The organism is Mesorhizobium sp. B2-8-9 (assembly GCF_006439475.1).
Taxonomy (GTDB): domain Bacteria; phylum Pseudomonadota; class Alphaproteobacteria; order Rhizobiales; family Rhizobiaceae; genus Mesorhizobium.
Genome location: NZ_VFTQ01000010.1, coordinates 34,046 through 49,635 on the forward strand (window position 1 = coordinate 34,046; position 15,590 = coordinate 49,635).

The window sequence follows — 15,590 nt, forward strand, 5'->3', positions numbered from 1 at the left end:
CCACCGCCGGGCGCGACGTCAGAAGATGCCGGGACAGAGCCTGTAGCGAACCCGCCCGAGATAGTCGCGATACTCCTCTGTCAGCGCCAGGATGCGCTCCTCGCGCAGGATGCGATGGACCTGGAACAGGGTAATGATCGCGTAGACGGCGAAATTGTAGAGCGAGAAGCTCGACAGCAGGAACAGGATGTGCCCTGCCAGATAGCCGGCATAGATTGGGTGCCGCACGAACCGATAGGCGCCGCCGGTGACGACGCCGCGGTTGGCCGGCAGGATGGCGAAGGAGCGGCCAAGCGACATCTTACCCCAGATCACCAGCCACAGCGCCAGGAATTGCAGCGGCGCCGCGATATAGAGCGGGATGACGGCGATTCCATCCTGGAACGATACGAAACCCGAACCGAAAGCGGCCGTCACCGAGATGAATACCGTGAAAGGGCTCCAGTCGCGGACAATCGGCCGGCGCGCCAGCAGCAGCCAGGTAAAGGTCAGAACGTCGGAGATCATGAGCAGCAGGATGTTCAGCCGGCCCGGATCGATGACGAGGTGACGAGCACCGCGATAGACGAAGACCGCGGCGACCACCAGCGCGATGAAACGGAACAGGCCCTCGCGCAGGTCGGTGAGAACCACGCTGCTCTGAAGGCCGGACCAGAAACCGGTCTCTGCGCCAGGCAGCGCATCGCTTTTGGAAATCGCCAACTCTGTTACCCCGGTGGTCCCCTCGACATGGACCATTGCACGCAAGCCTTGCCGTCCGGTTAAGGTTTCTCATGCTTTTGGTTGCATCGGCGGATTCGCCCGCCGAGAGAATGGTGTTGCCTGTTGAACATGACATTCTTCCCGGTCTAGCTTGCTGCGGCGCACAAAGGGGACGGGACATGGACTACGACATGCTGGTCATCGGCAGCGGCCCTTCGGGGCGCCGCGCCGCGGTGCAATCGGCCAAGCTTGGCAAGTCGGTGCTGGTGGTCGACAGGGGCCGGCGCCTTGGCGGCGTCTCGGTGCATACCGGAACCATCCCGTCGAAGACGCTGCGCGAGACGGTGCTCAACCTCTCGGGCTGGCGCGAACGCGGCTTCTACGGACGCGGCTACCGGGTCAAGCAGGACATTTCGATCTCGGATCTGGTCGACCGGCTGCACAAGACGCTCGATCATGAGGTCGAGGTGCTGCAGCACCAGTTCATGCGCAACACGGTGAAGAGCGCGCGCGCCGCGGTGAAGTTCCTCACGCCGAACAAGGTCAGCCTGACCGCCGATAATGGCGACTATAGCGAAGTCGGATTCGCCAACGCGCTGATCGCCGTCGGCACCAGGCCGCACCGCCCGGCCGACGTGCCCTTCGACAAGAAGCGCGTCTTCGACAGCGACGAGATGCTGGAGCTCCATCATCTGCCGCGCACGCTGACCGTGATCGGCGCCGGCGTCATCGGCGTCGAATACGCCACCATCTTTTCCGCCCTCGACGTGCCGGTGACACTGGTCGAGCCGCGCAACACCATCCTCGATTTCATCGATCGCGAAATCGTCGACGACTTCATCCACCAGATGCGCGACCGCGGCATGACCATCCGCCTCGGCAGCACGGTGAAGGAGATCGCCTCGAAACCCGACCATGCAGAGGTGACATTGGCGGACGGCCGCACCATCCGCTCCGAGATGGTGCTTTACGCCGCCGGTCGCACCGGCAATGTCGCCAGCCTCGGCCTCGACACGGTCGGCATCGAGGCCGACGCCCGCGGCCGCATCAAGGTCGATCCGCAGACTTTCCAGACCAGCGTGCCGAACATCTACGCGTCCGGCGACGTTATCGGCTTCCCGAGCCTGGCTTCGACGTCGATGGAGCAGGGGCGGGTGGCGGCTTGCCACGCCTTCGGGGTTCACCTGCCGCCGCCGCCGGAGAGCTTTCCTTATGGCATCTACGCCGTGCCGGAGATTTCGACGGTCGGCCTGTCGGAAGAGCAGGTGCGCGACAGCGGCGCAGCCTACGAGGTCGGCCTGGCGCGCTTCCGCGAGACCTCGCGCGGCCACATCATGGGGGTGAGCAGCGGTTTCCTGAAGCTGTTGTTCTCGGTCGAGACGCGCCGCCTGCTCGGCGCCCACATCGTCGGCGAGGGCGCCACCGAGCTCATCCATATCGGCCAGGCGGTGATCAATCTCGGCGGCACGGTCGACTTCTTCGTCAACAACACCTTCAACTACCCGACGCTGGCCGAGGCCTACAAGATCGCCGGCCTGGACGCCTGGAACCGGATGGGACATGGGTGAGGGGATCGGCCGAGGACGGTCGAGTAGCCCCCTCAACGCGTGTCTGGACGATGTTCCTATAACATGCCGGGATGGTCTCGATCGTTGATGGCCGCACCGGGCCCCGCCTGACCCAGTCAGGCGACCGCGACAGGCGCCGCCAGCCATTGCCGCAGAATCGCGGCGTCCGCGTCGCCGAATTCATGGCCCGAGGCAACAATGCGCGCGTCGACCTCGGCTTGGCGTTCGCTGAACAGTGTCACCAGGGCAGGGGCGAAAGGGCCATAGGTCTGGTCGGCCGCCCCGGCAATGATCAACACGCGGCTGCCGCCGAGGTTGGCCATTGGCGAGATGTCGAGCACCGGCATCGCCCTCAACAGCGCTGCCTGTCTGACAATGCCGGGATGGAGCAGCATCAGGCTGGAGACGACATTGGCGCCGTTCGAATAGCCAAGGAAGGTCGCGCGTTGCAGGTCGAGCCGCTGCACCTCCGCGACGTCCGTCACGAACTGGGCATAGGCGGCCGTCTCGGCATGGATGGAGACCTGCTCGAAACTGGTCGGCGTGATTCGCTCGAACCAGCGAAATCCGTCCTCCTGTGGAATGCGGCCGCGCGCCGTGACGATCACCGAACGCGGCGCGATCTGCCTTGCCAGCGGCAGCATCGTCGTCTCGTCGACACCTGACCCGTGCAGCACGAACAGGCACTCGCCGCTTGCGTTCGCCGGCCTCAGCAGACGGTAAGGAAAGGCGAGGTCCCGGCGCAGGATACTGTTTTTATCGCTATATTCGGAAGCGCTCATATCCATTTGATTCCATGAGAGATTCGTTGATTTGCCGGCTTCAAAACGGAATATTTTCGCGCTCCGCGAAAGTTGATTGAACCAGGCGCAATTCGGGCCGTTTTTCCGCCCATACACTCCCCCGTGGGAGGAATCGAAGCGGTGCGCCCCGGGGGTCGCATTTGCTGGCTATGAACAACCAGCTTTGAGGCCTTTTGTCGATGACCACCCCTGTTCCCAACGACCGCGATAAGCGTGTCGGAGAGCGCGATACGCGCATCAATGATCGTGACACACGTATCAACGATCGTGACACACGTATCGACGTACTGCGCGCGCTCGCGCTGCTCACCATTTTCGTCGACCATGTGCCTGGCACCGTCTTCGAGAACTGGACCTATAAGAATTTCGGCTTTTCCGACGCGGCGGAAGCCTTCGTGCTGATTTCCGGCATCTCGGTGGCGCTGGCTTACGGCACGAAGTTCAAGCCGGGCGGCCGGTTGCTCGCGACCTTGAAGATGTGGCGGCGCGCCGGGGTGCTCTACATCTCCCACATCGTCATCACGATGGTGGTGATCGCGCTGTTTAGCGCCGCCGCGCTGTTCGCGCACCGGCCGGAAATGCTGGCGATGATCAACATAGAACCCTTGATGCGCAACACGCCGCAGGCGCTGCTCGGCATCGTCACGCTCGGCCACCAGCTCGGCTACAACAACATCTTGCCGGTCTATGCGGCGCTGCTCCTGGCGGCGCCTGCGTTCGTGCTGTTCGTCAGCTATCGGCCCGTGCCGGCGCTGATCGCGTCCGGCCTGCTGTGGCTCGTCGCCGGCATCTGGCAGATCGCGCCGCCGAACTATCCGGAGCCCGGCCTCTGGTTCCTCAATCCGCTGTCCTGGCAGTTCCTGTTCAACATCGGCCTTGCCGCCATGCTGCATGTGAAGCGCGGCGGGCGCATCCCGGTCAATCCGTGGCTGCTGGGTGCCGCCGGCACCTATGTGGTCGGCGCGGCGATCTGGGTGCACACTCCGCTCTGGGGTCAGATCACCTGGTTCAACCTGCCGGTGGTGATCGGCGGCTTCGACAAGACCTTCCTGTCGCTGCCGCGGCTCTTGCACATTCTTGCGGTCAGCTATCTGATCGTCGCGCTGCCGGCGGTCTCCAACCTCTTCCGCGTCCGGCCCGACAATCCGCTCGCGATCCTGGGCAAGCGCTCGCTGCCGGTTTTCATCGCCGGCACGCTGCTTGCCATGGCGGCGCAGGTGCTGAAGCTGATCAACCCGGGCGGCCCGGCCTACGACACGCTGCTGATCGCGGCAGGCATCGCCATGCAGCTCGCGCTCGCGCTCTACCTCGAATGGCTTGCCAGCCTCGGCCCATCCCGCGCCAAGCCGGTGCGCGAGGAGCCTGCGCGTGCGACATTCGGCGTGCAGCCGCTGCCGGCGCGGGCGGGCGGCTACTAACCGCAGGGCGAGGAAATGCCTGCGATCTATCCGAATTGCCTGAGCCCGCTCAGGCTTTCGGTGCCGGCCCGGTCGAACCTCTGACGACGAACTCGACGCCCATCGTCTCGCGCCGCACCGCGCCATCATGGTCGAGAATCATGCGCGCGGCGCGGCGGCCGATCTCGGTGATCGGCTGGGCGATGGTGGTCAGTGGCGGCGTGGACAGCGCGCCGTCCGGCACACCGTCAAAGCCGACAATGGAGACATCGCCGGGAACGTCGAGCCCCCTTGCTCTCAGCCAGTCGATGGCGATCAGGGCCATTCGGTCCGACATCGCCAGGATGGCGGTCGGCGGTTCGCCGCTGGCGAAGATCGCCTCGAGGCCGGCCCTGGTGCTTTTTTCCTCGTTCTCGGTCTCATAGACCGGGACCTTCGCCGTATCGATGCCGAAGCGGGACAGCTCCTCGAAATAGCCCGCAAGGCGATCGCGCGTTCCGGTGTAGACCGCGCTGCGCACCACCTCCGGCGTTACGAAGCCGGTGCGATTGTCGGCAAAGCCCAGCGACAGGACGGCGAAACGGCGATGGCCAAGCTCGGCGAGATGGCGCGCGGCGAGCCTGGCGCCGGCGACATTGTCGACGCCGATGGCCGATACGGTCTCGTCCTGGAAGCCGAGCTCAAGCGCGACGAAGGGCAACCTGCGCTCGCGCGTCAGGTCGACAAGCCGCGAGCCGCCTTCGATGCAGAACAGCACAAAGCCGTCGACAAGCGCGCTCTGAATGTTCCAGGCGAGCTTTTCCTGATTGGCGGCCGAGACCAGCGCAATGCCCGCGCCGGTGGCGTCGCAGGTTTCGGAAATACCGGCCATCATCACGCGGGCGAACGGATCGTCGAAGAAGTAGGAGAGCGGCTCGGTCGTGGCGACGCCGATGGCGTTGACCTTGCCGGCGCGTAGCAGGCGGCCTTTCGGGTCCGGACCGGCATAACCCATCTGCTCCGCCACCGCCTTGACCCGCTCGCGCACTTCGGCGCGCACGATCTCGGGGCGGCTGAAAACATTCGAGGCCGTGCCATGCGAGACGCCGGCGGCCTTGGCGATGTCGGCCAGCCTGATCGGTCTTGCCTGGCCTTCGAGGAGTGATGCCATGTCGTTCCTCCGAATCCGGTCACGGGAAGAACATGACCGCTGAATTGCTGCTGGTCATCTAACATTTTTGTTGGATCGATTCAAATTCTGCTTGACTTTGCGTGATTGAGGCCTATGATTTGAATCGATCCAAGTCCGCTCGCTTTTTGACGGAGCGGTTTCAACAGGAGGGTGCCATGCATCCGGTGAGTTACTTGTTCGAGGACATCTACGGCAACGACTGGGGCATCGCCTCGGCGGCCATTAGCCAGAAGCGGCGCGGCAGAGCGGGTCCCTGGCGCCGCGAACTGCGCTTCCTCGTGGAGCGCAAGCGCGGCTGAACCGTAGCCATTTTTCGTGTCCACGCATTGGATCGATTCAACTTGAGGAGAAGCAGTCATGCATCCGATTGGTCATCTGTTTCAGGACATCTACCGCAACTATTGGGGCATCACGCGCGGAACCGAGCAGCCCGAGCGGCGCCGCGCCAACGACCTGCCTGCGCGCAAGCACAGGCGGCGCGCCGGTTAAAAACGGTCGCCGGGAATAGTTACTGTCGAAGACGCCACAGCGCCGAGACGGCGATCGCTACCCAGCCGGCGATCAAAAGTGTACCGCCGATCGGCGCCGACATCGGGAACAGCCGCGAGCCGAGAAAGTCGCGGGCGAGCAGATCGCCGCAGAACAGAAGCAGGCCCGCGAGCAGGACGAGGCTGGCGATTCTGAGGCAGCGATTGCCGCCGGCAAGGCCGATGGCAAGGAACGCCGGCGCATGCACCAGCAGGAAATTGGCCGCCGTGCCGGTGAAGGCGCCGCCGCGATGCGCCGCCGTCGCCGACAGCACTACGCCGGCCGCGCCGACGAGGCCGGCTGCCAGCACGAGGATGCGGCTCCCGCCATCTGATGCCTGCCCGGCAATGCTCATCCTGGATCTCCATGCTGCGGTTGAGGTGGAGGCGCCGGTTTAGGATTCGCCAGCTTCGAGCAGCATATGCCGCGCCCGGCGCGACTGGACAGACCAGTTGTAGGCAGCACCCAGCGCCATCAGCACCGCTGTGCCCAGAAACACCGAGCGCATACCGAAATGTCCGCCGACGAAGCCGCCGGACAGCGGTCCCGCGACCTGGCCGACATATTGCGCCGAGATCGCCAGGCCAAGCACATTGCCGCCGACCCCATCAGGGATATTGTGGCGGATGACGCTGGTGATGCAGGGCAACAGTCCGCCCAGCGCCAGGCCCATCAGGAAGCGCAGGCCGATCAATTGCCAGCCATTGGTGACGTAGGCTTGCGGAATGAGCAGCAATGCCGAGACCGCCAGCGCACCGACCACGACGTTCCAGTGGCCGACGCGGTCGGCGAGTTTTCCCAACCAGGACGAGGACAGGATGGTACCCAGCGCCGCCGCGGACATGACGACGCCTGCGACCATGGTCACCTTGCTCTGGTCCTCGACGAGCTGCTGCACATAGACGGTGATGATCGGCTCGATCGACATGGTGGCGAAGGCGAGCAGCATGCCGGTGGCCAGCATGGCGACGATCGGCCGCTTGTCGGGGATCTGCGACCAGCCGCTTTTCGGCTTCGTCGTCGAGGCGGGCTTGGGCGCCGGCGGGTTCTCCTTGATCAGGAAAGTCGTCGCCAGGAAGGCCAGGAAAATGACGGCGCCGGACAGCAGGAAGGTCGCGCGGATGCCGATCAGCGGCGGCAGCAGGCCGCCCAGCAGCGGTCCGACCAGCGAGCCCGCCGTGATGCCCGCCGCCAGCACGCCCAGCGCCCAGCCGGAGCGCTCCTTGGGCGTCTGCATCGCCACCAGGATCGTTGAACCCGATGAATAACCGCCGGCAAAACCGATCAGCAATCGAAGCAGCACCAGCTGCCAGACGCTCTCAACCATGCCGGTCAACGACATGCAGATCGCCATGCCGAACGAAGCGCGTACCAGCATCAGCTTGCGGCCGTAGCGGTCGCCCAGCCGTCCCCACAAAGGCGCGACCAGCGCGGCCGCGAAGAAGGTCGCGCCATAGGCGATGCCCGACCACTGCACGATCGCCGCGTGGCCCTCGGCGCCGAGCTGCTCGACGTACAGCGGCAGGAACGGAAGAAGCAGCGTCATGGCGACAAGCGTGCTGAACGAGCCGGCGAAGCAGACGGCGAGATTGCGTCGCCAATGGATGTTGAAGCCGCTCTGTTCGGGTTCCTTGGGCGTCATGTCATGCGTGCCAATGCTGGGGTTGTTGCGGATACCAATTTGGGATACCAAGCTGGTATCCGTCAAAATGCGAGCGCCGTCAACGCGGCTTGGAAAACGGGACGACAAATGTCGCAGATGCAAAATGTCGAAAGACAGCTTCGCGAGATGATCCTCGGTTTGGAGATCGGCCCGGGCGAGCGGCTGACCGAGCGCTGGATCGAGAGCCGCTTCGGCGCGTCGCGCACGCCGGTGCGGGCCGCATTGCTGCGCCTGGAGACGGAAGGGCTGATCGGCCGCGACGGCCGCGGCTGGACGGTGGCGCCAATCAACCTTGCCGAACTCGGGCAGATCGCCGTCTACCGCGAGGCGGTCGAAGTCGCGGCGGTTCGCCTCACGGCGGCGCTCGAAGACCGTGGCGGCATCGACGTGATCGCGGCGATGCTCGATTCCTGCGATGCTGAGACGCCGCGCGAGGAGTGGCATCGCGTCGGCCTGGATTTCCACATCGAACTGGCAAGGCTTTCCGGCAACGAGTTTCTGCTCAGGGCAGTGCGCGACGCGATGACCAGGCTGTCGCGTGCGCGCTGGCTGGAGGTGCGCGATGAGAAGGCGCTCGGCCGTGCCTGGGCCGAACATCATGCCATCCTCGCCGCCGTCAGGAGCGCCGATGCCGATGAAGCGGCGCGACTGCTTTCCGCTCACATCGCCGGCAGCCGAGATCGGCTGGTCACCTCATTGCATGACGACCGGCGCGGTTTGCGCGCACGCGGGTTTGCCGTGGTCGCGGCTTGAGGGAAAGCGTCGACACAACGCCGGTTGCATTAGCGGGCTTGCAACATGGCCGGGAGAATGCTGTAGGAGACGAGGGGAACTTGCTGAACTCGCGGACGTATGGCCACACTCTCTCGAACCGCCGCAAAGCTGTTCTATTACGCGCGCAATTTCGCGCGCGACCGCGCACCGCAGTCCCTGTTTCGCGACCGCCTCGCCAGCCGGCTTGAACAGGCCATGCTTTCGGGCAAGACGGTTCGCGAGCGGCTGAACTACTACAACAAGCTGGAACACCCGTTCGTGCCCAGTCCGGACGCCGTAGCCGTCGGCAAGCTGCCGTCCTCTTCCAGCATGTATTATTACGACCTCAAGGAATTCGCGCGCTATTTCGATCCCGGCCTGCTGATCGATTTCGAATTCGGCGACGTTGTCGGGGTTCCGGAGTTCCCGAGGATCGTCAAGGACCGGCCCATCGGCGACGACAATGCGAACGGCGTGCTGATGAAGCTGAACAAGTTCCGTCACTTCTACATGCCGCCCGACAACCTGTCTTTCGCCGCCAAGCGTCCGATGGTGGTCTGGCGCGGTCATCTCAACAATCCGATTCGCACCCGCTTCGTCGAAAAAGCCGCCGACCTGCCGATTTGCGATGCGGGTTCCCACAGGGCCGATGCGCCGGACGGATACCGCAAGCCGTTCCTGAACATCGAGCAGCAGCGACAGTATCGCTACATCGTCTCGCTCGAAGGCAATGATGTCGCGACGAACCTGAAATGGATCATGAGCTCCAATTCACTCTGCCTCATGCCGGAACCGACCTACGAAACCTGGTTCGCCGAAGCCCAGGTCGAGCCCAACGTCCACTATGTGCCCCTGCAGCCGGATTTCTCCGACCTGCTCGACAAGGTGGCCTATTTCGAAAAACATCCCGACGAGGCGGGACGGATAACCGCCGCCGCCAATGCCTATTGCCGCAGATTCGGCAATGAGCAGGACGAGCAGGCGATCTCGCTGCTCGTCCTCTACAAATATTTCGTGCTGAGCGGGCAGATTAAGCCCGACGCGGAAGTCTGGCGCTTTATCGCCGGCTGAGCGTTTTAAGCGTGAGAGCGGTCGAGCACCTCGTCGGCCGGCCCGAAACGATCCCTGGCCGTGAACTGCTGGTGCCAATAGGGATAAAGCACCGGCGGCCGGCTGACGACGTCGAGACGCTGCCGTTCGTCCTCGGCGAGCGACAGGCTTGCCGCGGCGAGGTTGTCCTTGAGCTGCGCCTCGTTGCGCGCGCCGATCACCAGCGAGCTTACGGCCGGTCGGCCGAGCAGCCAGGCAAGCGCCACCTGCGCGCCCGAAACGCCGCGTGCCTTGCCGATGAAGTTGAGCACGTCGACAATGCGCCACAGGCGATCCTCATCGCGGATCGGCGGTTCCGTCCAGCCGCCGATCTGGCGCGCGGTCGGGCTGTCGCGATGGTATTTGCCGGAGAGCAGTCCGCCGGCCAGCGGGCTCCAGACGAGCACGCCGAGGCCCTGGTCGACCGAGATCGGCAGCAATTCGTATTCGGCCTCCCGCGCTTCCAGCGTGTAGTGGATCTGCTGAGTGATGAAACGGGCCTGATGGCGGCTGTCGCTGACGGCAAGAGCCTTCATTACCTGCCAGCCCGACCAGTTGGAGCAGCCGATATAGCGGATCTTGCCCTGATTGACCAAGGTGTCGAGCGCCGCGATCGTTTCCTCGACCGGGGTGAGCCCATCCCATTGGTGGACGAAATAGACGTCGATGACGTCGGTCCTGAGCCGCTTCAGGCTCTTTTCGCACTCGCGGATCAGGTGATGGCGCGACAGGCCTTCGTCATTGGGGCCGGTGCCGATACGCATGCGCGCCTTCGAGGCGATCAGTACATCGTTCTTGCGCTTGCCGCCAAGCGCCTCGCCGATGATCTCTTCCGACAACCCGTTGGAATAGACGTTTGCGGTGTCGATGAGGTTGATGCCGGCATCGATGCAGGTGTCGATGATGCGTTTGGCTTCCGAAAGATCCGAATTGCCGACGGCGGCGAACGGACCGGTGCCGCCGAAGGTCATGGTGCCAAGCGTCAATGTCGAGACTTTCAAGCCGGATCGGCCGAGCGTGCGGTATTCCATGTCGGTCCTCGCAATTTGTTTTGAAGAAGCGCCGTGGCGAGCGCCGGAAAGAGCGAGGGATTTGTAGGACAATTCCCGCCGCTTGTCGCCCCGCTATCGATACGGGGTCGATCACATATCTTCCATATCGATGCAGCTGCCGGGCGATTGCAATAAAACCGTCATTGCGCCTCTGTATCTCAGTCGGCTTACGGAGTGTCCGGCCGGGGCTTCCGAAGCGGTGTTAGCTGACAGGCAGACGGAGCAGCGCGATGAATGAACTGAAACCGAATTCCGGGGCCAAGGACTGGCTGGAGGCCGAGCTCGAGGATACGCTCGACGAGGATTATGAGCTGGAGCTGTCCGAGCCGGCGCTCTCGCTCGAGATCGCCAAGATCTACAAGAAGTCGCATCCGCCCTCCATCGAGCGCATGACCTATTTTCGCGAGCTGCTCAGGCTGCAGTCGGAGCTGATCAAGCTCCAGTCCTGGGTCGCCTACCACAAGAAGAAGCTGGTAGTGGTCTTCGAAGGCCGCGATTCCGCCGGCAAGGGCGGCGTCATCAAGCGCATCACGCAGCGGCTCAATCCGCGCATCGCCCGTGTCGTGGCATTACCGGCGCCGACCGAGCGCGAGAAGTCGCAATGGTATTTCCAGCGCTACGTGCCGCATCTGCCCGCGGGCGGCGAGATCGTGCTGTTCGACCGCTCCTGGTACAATCGCTCCGGCGTCGAGCGGGTGATGGGCTTTGCCAATGGGGACCAAGTCGAGGAGTTCTTCCGCGACGTGCCCGAATTCGAGCGCATGCTGGTCCGTTCCGGAATCACCCTGGTGAAATACTGGTTCTCGATCACCGACGAGGAGCAGCAGATGCGCTTCCTGATGCGCATCCACGATCCGATGAAGCAGTGGAAGCTCTCGCCCATGGACCTGCAGTCGCGTGTGCGCTGGGAGCAATACACCAAGGCCAAGGAAGAGACCTTCGCCCGCACCAACATTCCGGAAGCGCCCTGGTTCATCGTCGAGGGCAACGACAAGAAGCGGGCTCGGCTGAACTGCATCGACCATCTGTTGCAGCAGATGCCCTATGAGGAGGTTCCGCACGAGGAAATCACGCTGCCGGAGCGCGTCTTCAACCCAGAATATGAGCGCCAGGTCCTGCCGCGCGAACTCTACGTGCCGGAGAAGTATTGAGCGCCCTCCTTCTCCCCTTGTGGGAGAAGGTGGATCGGCGCGCAGCGCCGAGACGGATGAGGGGTGTTGGAAGAAATGAGGCGGTGACGATTTCCAGCTCGTCGCCAAGCTGGAGCACCCCTCATCCGACCTCGCTTCGCGAGGCCACCTTCTCCCACAAGGGGAGAAGGAGAAGCTTGGCCTACGCCCGCCCGATCATCACATGCGTGGCATCCGCCGTGGCAACTTGTTCCGTGCATTGATACCCCAGCCTCAGCATGTCGAGCCCGGCGAACAGATGCTCGCCCGAGCCGAGCAGGACAGGCGAGATGGCCAGATGCATCTCGTCGATCAAGCTCTCCTGCAGGTATTGCCGAACGATCGAGACGCCGCCGCCGACCCGCACATCCTTGCCGCCGGCCGCTGCCTTTGCCTGTTCGAGCGCCGAATGGATGCCGTCAGTAACGAAGTAAAAAGTCGTGCCGCCTTCCATCTCGATCGGTGCGCGTTTGTGGTGCGTCAGCACGAAAGTCGGTACATGATAGGGCGGGTTGTCGCCCCACCAGCCTTTCCATTTGTCGTCCGGCCATTCGCCGCGGCTCGGCGCGAACATGTTGCGGCCGAGGATCCACGCGCCGATATTCTCGAAGCTGCGGACCGCAAAATCGTTGTCGGTATCCGTGGTCCCGCTATCTTTGCCGATCATCTGGTGGAAAGAGCGGGTCTTGATCATCCATTTGTGCAGATTTTCGCCACCGACGCCCAGCGGCGTGTCGAGGCTTTGGTCGGGACCGGCGCCGTAACCGTCGAGCGACAAGGTGAAAGCGTTGACACGCAACTTGGACATGGCTGCCTCCTAAACCAGTTGTAATTCGAAATCAGTCTTTGGGATAGCTTAACTGATTGCATATTGCAAGCGGTTTATTTCCATCGGGCTGACGACTTTCAGATGGGCCATCCTGCTGGCCCGGTTGTTCCTCGAGGCGATCTGTGACAGCGTTTCTCCGGTCAGGGTAACGTTATGCCTGCGCGATGACCGCTCGACCCCAGGATCAGAAGTTTGCCATACGGGTGCTCACACCGCAGTTGTGGCCCGCGCTCGAGGACCTGTTCGGGGAAAAGGGCGCGACGGCGGGATGCTGGTGCATGTACTGGCGCATCGGCGCCGGCTACCGCAAGCAACCGGCTGATCGCAACCGGTCGGCGTTCAAGACGGTGGTGCAAAGAGGACCGCCGCCAGGTTTGCTTGCGTTCGAAAGGGAAAAGGCCGTCGGCTGGTGTCAGATAACGCCGCGCAGTGCCTTGCCGCATCTGGGCAGGGTCTGGCGGCTGAGGGCTGGCGACGATGTGCCGGTATGGTCGCTGTCTTGTCTCTATATCCGCATCGGCTATCGCAGGCGGGGGATCGCCACCGCATTGATCGAAGGTGCGGTGGCGCTTGCGTTCAAGAGCGGCGCGCCAGCCGTGGAGGCCTATCCGATAGACGCGGAGCTGTCGCCCAGTGCGTCAAGCACCGGCTATGTCTCGACCTTCGAGCGCATGGGTTTCGTCCGCGTGCCGTCTCCAACGAGGGAACGGCCAATCCTGCGGCTTACCCGCACGAAAACGGAGCGGGCGTTCGAGGCTAGCCCCTCAGCATCTCCGCCACCACCGGCGCGAAATAGGTGAGCACGCCGTCACAGCCCGCCCGCTTCAGCGCAAGCAGCGATTCCAGCATCGCCTTTTCGCCGTCGATCCAGCCATTGGCGGCCGCTGCCTTGATCATCGAATATTCGCCCGACACCTGATAGGCGAAGGTCGGCATCCGCAGCTCGTCCTTCAGCCGGCGGATGATGTCGAGATAGGGCAGGCCGGGCTTGACCATCAGCATGTCGGCGCCCTCGGCGAGGTCCTGCTCGGCCTCGCGCACGGCCTCGTCGGAATTGGCATGGTCGATATAGTAGGTCTTCTTGTCGCCCTTGAGCAGGCCGGCGGTGCCGACCGCCTCGCGATAGGGCCCGTAGAAGGCCGAGGCGAACTTCGTCGCGTAGGACATGATCGCCACGTCCTGGAAACCGTTGGCGTCGAGCGCGTCGCGGATGGCGCCGATGCGGCCGTCCATCATGTCGGACGGAGCGATGATGTCGGCGCCCGAGGCGGCCTGAATGACGGCAGCCGCGGCGACCTGCTCCACCGTCTCGTCATTGACGATGATGCCGTCGCGCAGGATGCCGTCATGGCCGTGGCTGGTGAACGGGTCGAGCGCGGCATCGGTGATGATGCCGATCTCCGGCACCGCGTCCTTGATGGCGCGCGTGGCGCGGTTGATGACATTGTCGGGGTCGAGGATGTGCGATCCGGTCTGATCGCGCAGCGCAAGCTCGACATTGGGGAAGGTGGCGATGGCCGGGATGCCCAGCTTGGCCGCGCGCTCGGCTTCCTTCACCGCGAGGTCGATAGACAGGCGATAGACGTCCGGCATCGCGGCGATCGGCTCGCGCGTGTTCTTGCCGTCGATGACGAAGATCGGCCAAATCAGGTCGTTCACCGAAAGCTGGTTCTCCTGTACCAGCCGTCGCGACCAGTCGGCCTTGCGCATGCGCCGCAGCCGCCGGCTGCCAGTGATCTCATCGACGCTGCGCGCGCCGGCGGGCTTTGCGGGAGTGAATTTGTTCATCGCCGAAACTCTCTTTTGCGCCGGCTTTTACCACGCGTCTCCGCTGCTGACCAATGCGACACGATTGTGCCAGCGTCGAAGCGCGAGTTCCTCGCCCCTGCCAAAGGCGGGGAGAGGTGGCCGCGAAGCGGACAGAGAGGGGGCCTTCGTAGGGCGCTCCCCTCTCCGTCTCGGCTTCGCCGAGCCACCTCTCCCCACTGCGTGGGGCGAGGAACCCTCACGGCTGCCCGTGCCCCGACAAGATCTGCGCCGCGCCCCTGATCGCCACACGGAACGCCTCGTCGAAGCTGACGCCGCGCACCTGCCAGCGATAGGTCTTGCCGCGGTCGGCCAGCCGCCAGTCGGCGATCCAGCCGAGTTCCTTGTCGCTCCATACGATGCTGCCGGCGAGCGCTCGGCCCGCTCCCGCTTTTTTTGCGAGCTTATCGAGTCTTGCCATATCGGCGCCGGAAAGAGCCTTTTCACCCAGGCCGCCAAGCTGCCCGGCCTTAGGAAAGGTGACGCGCATCAGCAGCGGATCGGCAGCATTGGCGAAGGATTCGCGCATCGCGTCGCCGCGCTGCTCGTCTAGCGTCAGCATAAAATGTCGCGAGCCCTGCTCGGCGGTCATGAAGACGGCGATCGGCGGCCGTTCGCCGAGCCAGGGCCGGCTGCCGAGCTGCGCCAGCAGCTTGTCGATGACAGCTGGCTTATAGAGGCAGGTGAGATCATGCGGCCTGTCATGCGTGCCTTGCTCGTCATGGATCGGGATGCCTTCGAGCCGGTCGTGATAGCGGAAGGACTGCACGAAGTCGGCCGCCTTGTCGCGCAGAGCCAGCATCTCCGTCTTCTGCGTCAGGCGCTGGTCGCCCGAAACCTTGACCAGCACCTTGTCGAGGCAATCCTTGAAGCCGATCTCGCGATTTGCCTCGCCGGTGCCGGTGACGATCGCCTGCGCCTGGTAGAGCTCGGCGATTGTCGCGGCGCGGACGGGCAGTCCCAGACATAGGAGACCGACCAATCCAACCGCGAAGCGGGAAATTCCAGGCATGTCGATCTGCTCGAAACCTGTCGGGCGCGGGCACAGTGCTTTGCCGGT

The 15,590-nt window shown here is 63.7% G+C and carries 17 protein-coding genes; 8 read left to right on the forward strand and 9 right to left on the reverse strand.

Annotation, left to right across the window (positions count from 1 at the left end):
• Window positions 1-18: 18 nt before the first annotated feature.
• A complete protein-coding gene (locus FJ423_RS14335; RefSeq protein WP_140842901.1) occupies window positions 19-738 on the reverse strand; it encodes an isoprenylcysteine carboxylmethyltransferase family protein in 720 nt (239 codons plus the stop codon).
• A gap of 143 nt (window positions 739-881) precedes the next feature.
• Here FJ423_RS14335 and sthA point away from each other — a divergent pair, with 143 nt between their 5' ends.
• A complete protein-coding gene (gene sthA, locus FJ423_RS14340; RefSeq protein WP_140842649.1) occupies window positions 882-2,270 on the forward strand; it encodes a Si-specific NAD(P)(+) transhydrogenase in 1,389 nt (462 codons plus the stop codon).
• Between the two features lie 116 nt (window positions 2,271-2,386).
• Here sthA and FJ423_RS14345 read toward each other — a convergent pair whose 3' ends face one another.
• Entirely contained in the window at window positions 2,387-3,052 is a 666-nt protein-coding gene (locus FJ423_RS14345; protein WP_140842653.1) for an alpha/beta hydrolase, read from the reverse strand.
• Between the two features lie 200 nt (window positions 3,053-3,252).
• Here FJ423_RS14345 and opgC point away from each other — a divergent pair, with 200 nt between their 5' ends.
• Window positions 3,253-4,491 (forward strand): OpgC domain-containing protein, encoded by a 1,239-nt coding sequence (gene opgC / locus FJ423_RS14350; RefSeq protein ID WP_140842655.1) that lies wholly within the window; start codon window positions 3,253-3,255, stop codon window positions 4,489-4,491.
• Window positions 4,492-4,540: 49 nt separating this feature from the next.
• Here opgC and FJ423_RS14355 read toward each other — a convergent pair whose 3' ends face one another.
• On the reverse strand, window positions 4,541-5,620 hold the full coding sequence (locus FJ423_RS14355) for a LacI family DNA-binding transcriptional regulator (RefSeq protein ID WP_140842657.1): 1,080 nt from the start codon (window positions 5,618-5,620) through the stop codon (window positions 4,541-4,543).
• Between the two features lie 176 nt (window positions 5,621-5,796).
• On the opposite strand from FJ423_RS14355, the gene FJ423_RS33530 reads away from it, so the two are divergent.
• Both FJ423_RS33530 and FJ423_RS34605 read left to right on the forward strand, forming a co-directional pair.
• Window positions 5,797-5,940, forward strand: a complete 144-nt coding sequence (locus FJ423_RS33530; RefSeq protein WP_181164970.1) for a hypothetical protein — start codon at window positions 5,797-5,799, stop codon at window positions 5,938-5,940.
• Window positions 5,941-5,998: 58 nt separating this feature from the next.
• Window positions 5,999-6,130 (forward strand): hypothetical protein, encoded by a 132-nt coding sequence (locus FJ423_RS34605; protein ID WP_281408974.1) that lies wholly within the window; start codon window positions 5,999-6,001, stop codon window positions 6,128-6,130.
• Window positions 6,131-6,149: 19 nt separating this feature from the next.
• Here FJ423_RS34605 and FJ423_RS14360 read toward each other — a convergent pair whose 3' ends face one another.
• Together FJ423_RS14360 and FJ423_RS14365 are read right to left on the reverse strand one after the other, a co-directional pair.
• The gene (locus tag FJ423_RS14360; protein WP_140842660.1) at window positions 6,150-6,524 is read right to left on the reverse strand and encodes a DUF423 domain-containing protein; all 375 of its coding nucleotides are present in this window, start codon (window positions 6,522-6,524) and stop codon (window positions 6,150-6,152) included.
• A 39-nt stretch (window positions 6,525-6,563) separates the two neighbouring features.
• Window positions 6,564-7,811, reverse strand: coding sequence for an MFS transporter (locus FJ423_RS14365; protein WP_140842903.1), 1,248 nt, complete (start codon window positions 7,809-7,811; stop codon window positions 6,564-6,566).
• Window positions 7,812-7,919: 108 nt separating this feature from the next.
• Here FJ423_RS14365 and FJ423_RS14370 point away from each other — a divergent pair, with 108 nt between their 5' ends.
• Window positions 7,920-8,585 (forward strand): GntR family transcriptional regulator, encoded by a 666-nt coding sequence (locus FJ423_RS14370; protein ID WP_140842662.1) that lies wholly within the window; start codon window positions 7,920-7,922, stop codon window positions 8,583-8,585.
• Between the two features lie 99 nt (window positions 8,586-8,684).
• The gene (locus FJ423_RS14375) at window positions 8,685-9,656 is read left to right on the forward strand and encodes a glycosyl transferase family 90 (RefSeq protein ID WP_140842664.1); all 972 of its coding nucleotides are present in this window, start codon (window positions 8,685-8,687) and stop codon (window positions 9,654-9,656) included.
• Between the two features lie 5 nt (window positions 9,657-9,661).
• Here the strand turns inward: FJ423_RS14375 and FJ423_RS14380 are convergent, their stop codons facing one another.
• Window positions 9,662-10,705 (reverse strand): aldo/keto reductase, encoded by a 1,044-nt coding sequence (locus FJ423_RS14380; protein ID WP_140842667.1) that lies wholly within the window; start codon window positions 10,703-10,705, stop codon window positions 9,662-9,664.
• 251 nt (window positions 10,706-10,956) lie between these two features.
• On the opposite strand from FJ423_RS14380, the gene ppk2 reads away from it, so the two are divergent.
• Window positions 10,957-11,877: a polyphosphate kinase 2 gene (ppk2, locus tag FJ423_RS14385; RefSeq protein ID WP_095767696.1), complete on the forward strand. Its 921-nt coding sequence runs from the start codon at window positions 10,957-10,959 to the stop codon at window positions 11,875-11,877.
• Between the two features lie 181 nt (window positions 11,878-12,058).
• Here ppk2 and FJ423_RS14390 read toward each other — a convergent pair whose 3' ends face one another.
• Window positions 12,059-12,703 (reverse strand): dihydrofolate reductase family protein, encoded by a 645-nt coding sequence (locus tag FJ423_RS14390; RefSeq protein WP_140842670.1) that lies wholly within the window; start codon window positions 12,701-12,703, stop codon window positions 12,059-12,061.
• A 185-nt stretch (window positions 12,704-12,888) separates the two neighbouring features.
• Here FJ423_RS14390 and FJ423_RS14395 point away from each other — a divergent pair, with 185 nt between their 5' ends.
• Window positions 12,889-13,524 carry a GNAT family N-acetyltransferase gene (locus tag FJ423_RS14395; RefSeq protein ID WP_210239561.1) on the forward strand — a complete coding sequence of 212 codons (636 nt, stop codon included), beginning with the start codon at window positions 12,889-12,891 and terminating at the stop codon, window positions 13,522-13,524.
• On the opposite strand, the gene hemB is transcribed toward FJ423_RS14395, so the two are convergent.
• Together hemB and FJ423_RS14405 are read right to left on the reverse strand one after the other, a co-directional pair.
• Window positions 13,481-14,512: a porphobilinogen synthase gene (gene hemB, locus FJ423_RS14400; RefSeq protein WP_140842672.1), complete on the reverse strand. Its 1,032-nt coding sequence runs from the start codon at window positions 14,510-14,512 to the stop codon at window positions 13,481-13,483. The two genes, FJ423_RS14395 and hemB, sit on opposite strands and share 44 nt — an antisense overlap.
• A 217-nt stretch (window positions 14,513-14,729) precedes the next feature.
• The gene (locus FJ423_RS14405; protein WP_140842674.1) at window positions 14,730-15,542 is read right to left on the reverse strand and encodes a DUF2066 domain-containing protein; all 813 of its coding nucleotides are present in this window, start codon (window positions 15,540-15,542) and stop codon (window positions 14,730-14,732) included.
• Window positions 15,543-15,590 lie beyond the last annotated feature (48 nt).

What these genes read in the sequence shown, in the direction of transcription:
- FJ423_RS14335 (WP_140842901.1), bottom strand. Translation starts at nt 738, where the DNA reads ATGGTCCATGTCGAGGGGACCACCGGGGTAACAGAGTTGGCGATTTCC.
- sthA (WP_140842649.1), top strand. Translation starts at nt 882, where the DNA reads ATGGACTACGACATGCTGGTCATCGGCAGCGGCCCTTCGGGGCGCCGC.
- FJ423_RS14345 (WP_140842653.1), bottom strand. Translation starts at nt 3,052, where the DNA reads ATGAGCGCTTCCGAATATAGCGATAAAAACAGTATCCTGCGCCGGGAC.
- opgC (WP_140842655.1), top strand. Translation starts at nt 3,253, where the DNA reads ATGACCACCCCTGTTCCCAACGACCGCGATAAGCGTGTCGGAGAGCGC.
- FJ423_RS14355 (WP_140842657.1), bottom strand. Translation starts at nt 5,620, where the DNA reads ATGGCATCACTCCTCGAAGGCCAGGCAAGACCGATCAGGCTGGCCGAC.
- FJ423_RS33530 (WP_181164970.1), top strand. Translation starts at nt 5,797, where the DNA reads ATGCATCCGGTGAGTTACTTGTTCGAGGACATCTACGGCAACGACTGG.
- FJ423_RS34605 (WP_281408974.1), top strand. Translation starts at nt 5,999, where the DNA reads ATGCATCCGATTGGTCATCTGTTTCAGGACATCTACCGCAACTATTGG.
- FJ423_RS14360 (WP_140842660.1), bottom strand. Translation starts at nt 6,524, where the DNA reads ATGAGCATTGCCGGGCAGGCATCAGATGGCGGGAGCCGCATCCTCGTG.
- FJ423_RS14365 (WP_140842903.1), bottom strand. Translation starts at nt 7,811, where the DNA reads ATGACGCCCAAGGAACCCGAACAGAGCGGCTTCAACATCCATTGGCGA.
- FJ423_RS14370 (WP_140842662.1), top strand. Translation starts at nt 7,920, where the DNA reads ATGTCGCAGATGCAAAATGTCGAAAGACAGCTTCGCGAGATGATCCTC.
- FJ423_RS14375 (WP_140842664.1), top strand. Translation starts at nt 8,685, where the DNA reads ATGGCCACACTCTCTCGAACCGCCGCAAAGCTGTTCTATTACGCGCGC.
- FJ423_RS14380 (WP_140842667.1), bottom strand. Translation starts at nt 10,705, where the DNA reads ATGGAATACCGCACGCTCGGCCGATCCGGCTTGAAAGTCTCGACATTG.
- ppk2 (WP_095767696.1), top strand. Translation starts at nt 10,957, where the DNA reads ATGAATGAACTGAAACCGAATTCCGGGGCCAAGGACTGGCTGGAGGCC.
- FJ423_RS14390 (WP_140842670.1), bottom strand. Translation starts at nt 12,703, where the DNA reads ATGTCCAAGTTGCGTGTCAACGCTTTCACCTTGTCGCTCGACGGTTAC.
- FJ423_RS14395 (WP_210239561.1), top strand. Translation starts at nt 12,889, where the DNA reads ATGACCGCTCGACCCCAGGATCAGAAGTTTGCCATACGGGTGCTCACA.
- hemB (WP_140842672.1), bottom strand. Translation starts at nt 14,512, where the DNA reads ATGAACAAATTCACTCCCGCAAAGCCCGCCGGCGCGCGCAGCGTCGAT.
- FJ423_RS14405 (WP_140842674.1), bottom strand. Translation starts at nt 15,542, where the DNA reads ATGCCTGGAATTTCCCGCTTCGCGGTTGGATTGGTCGGTCTCCTATGT.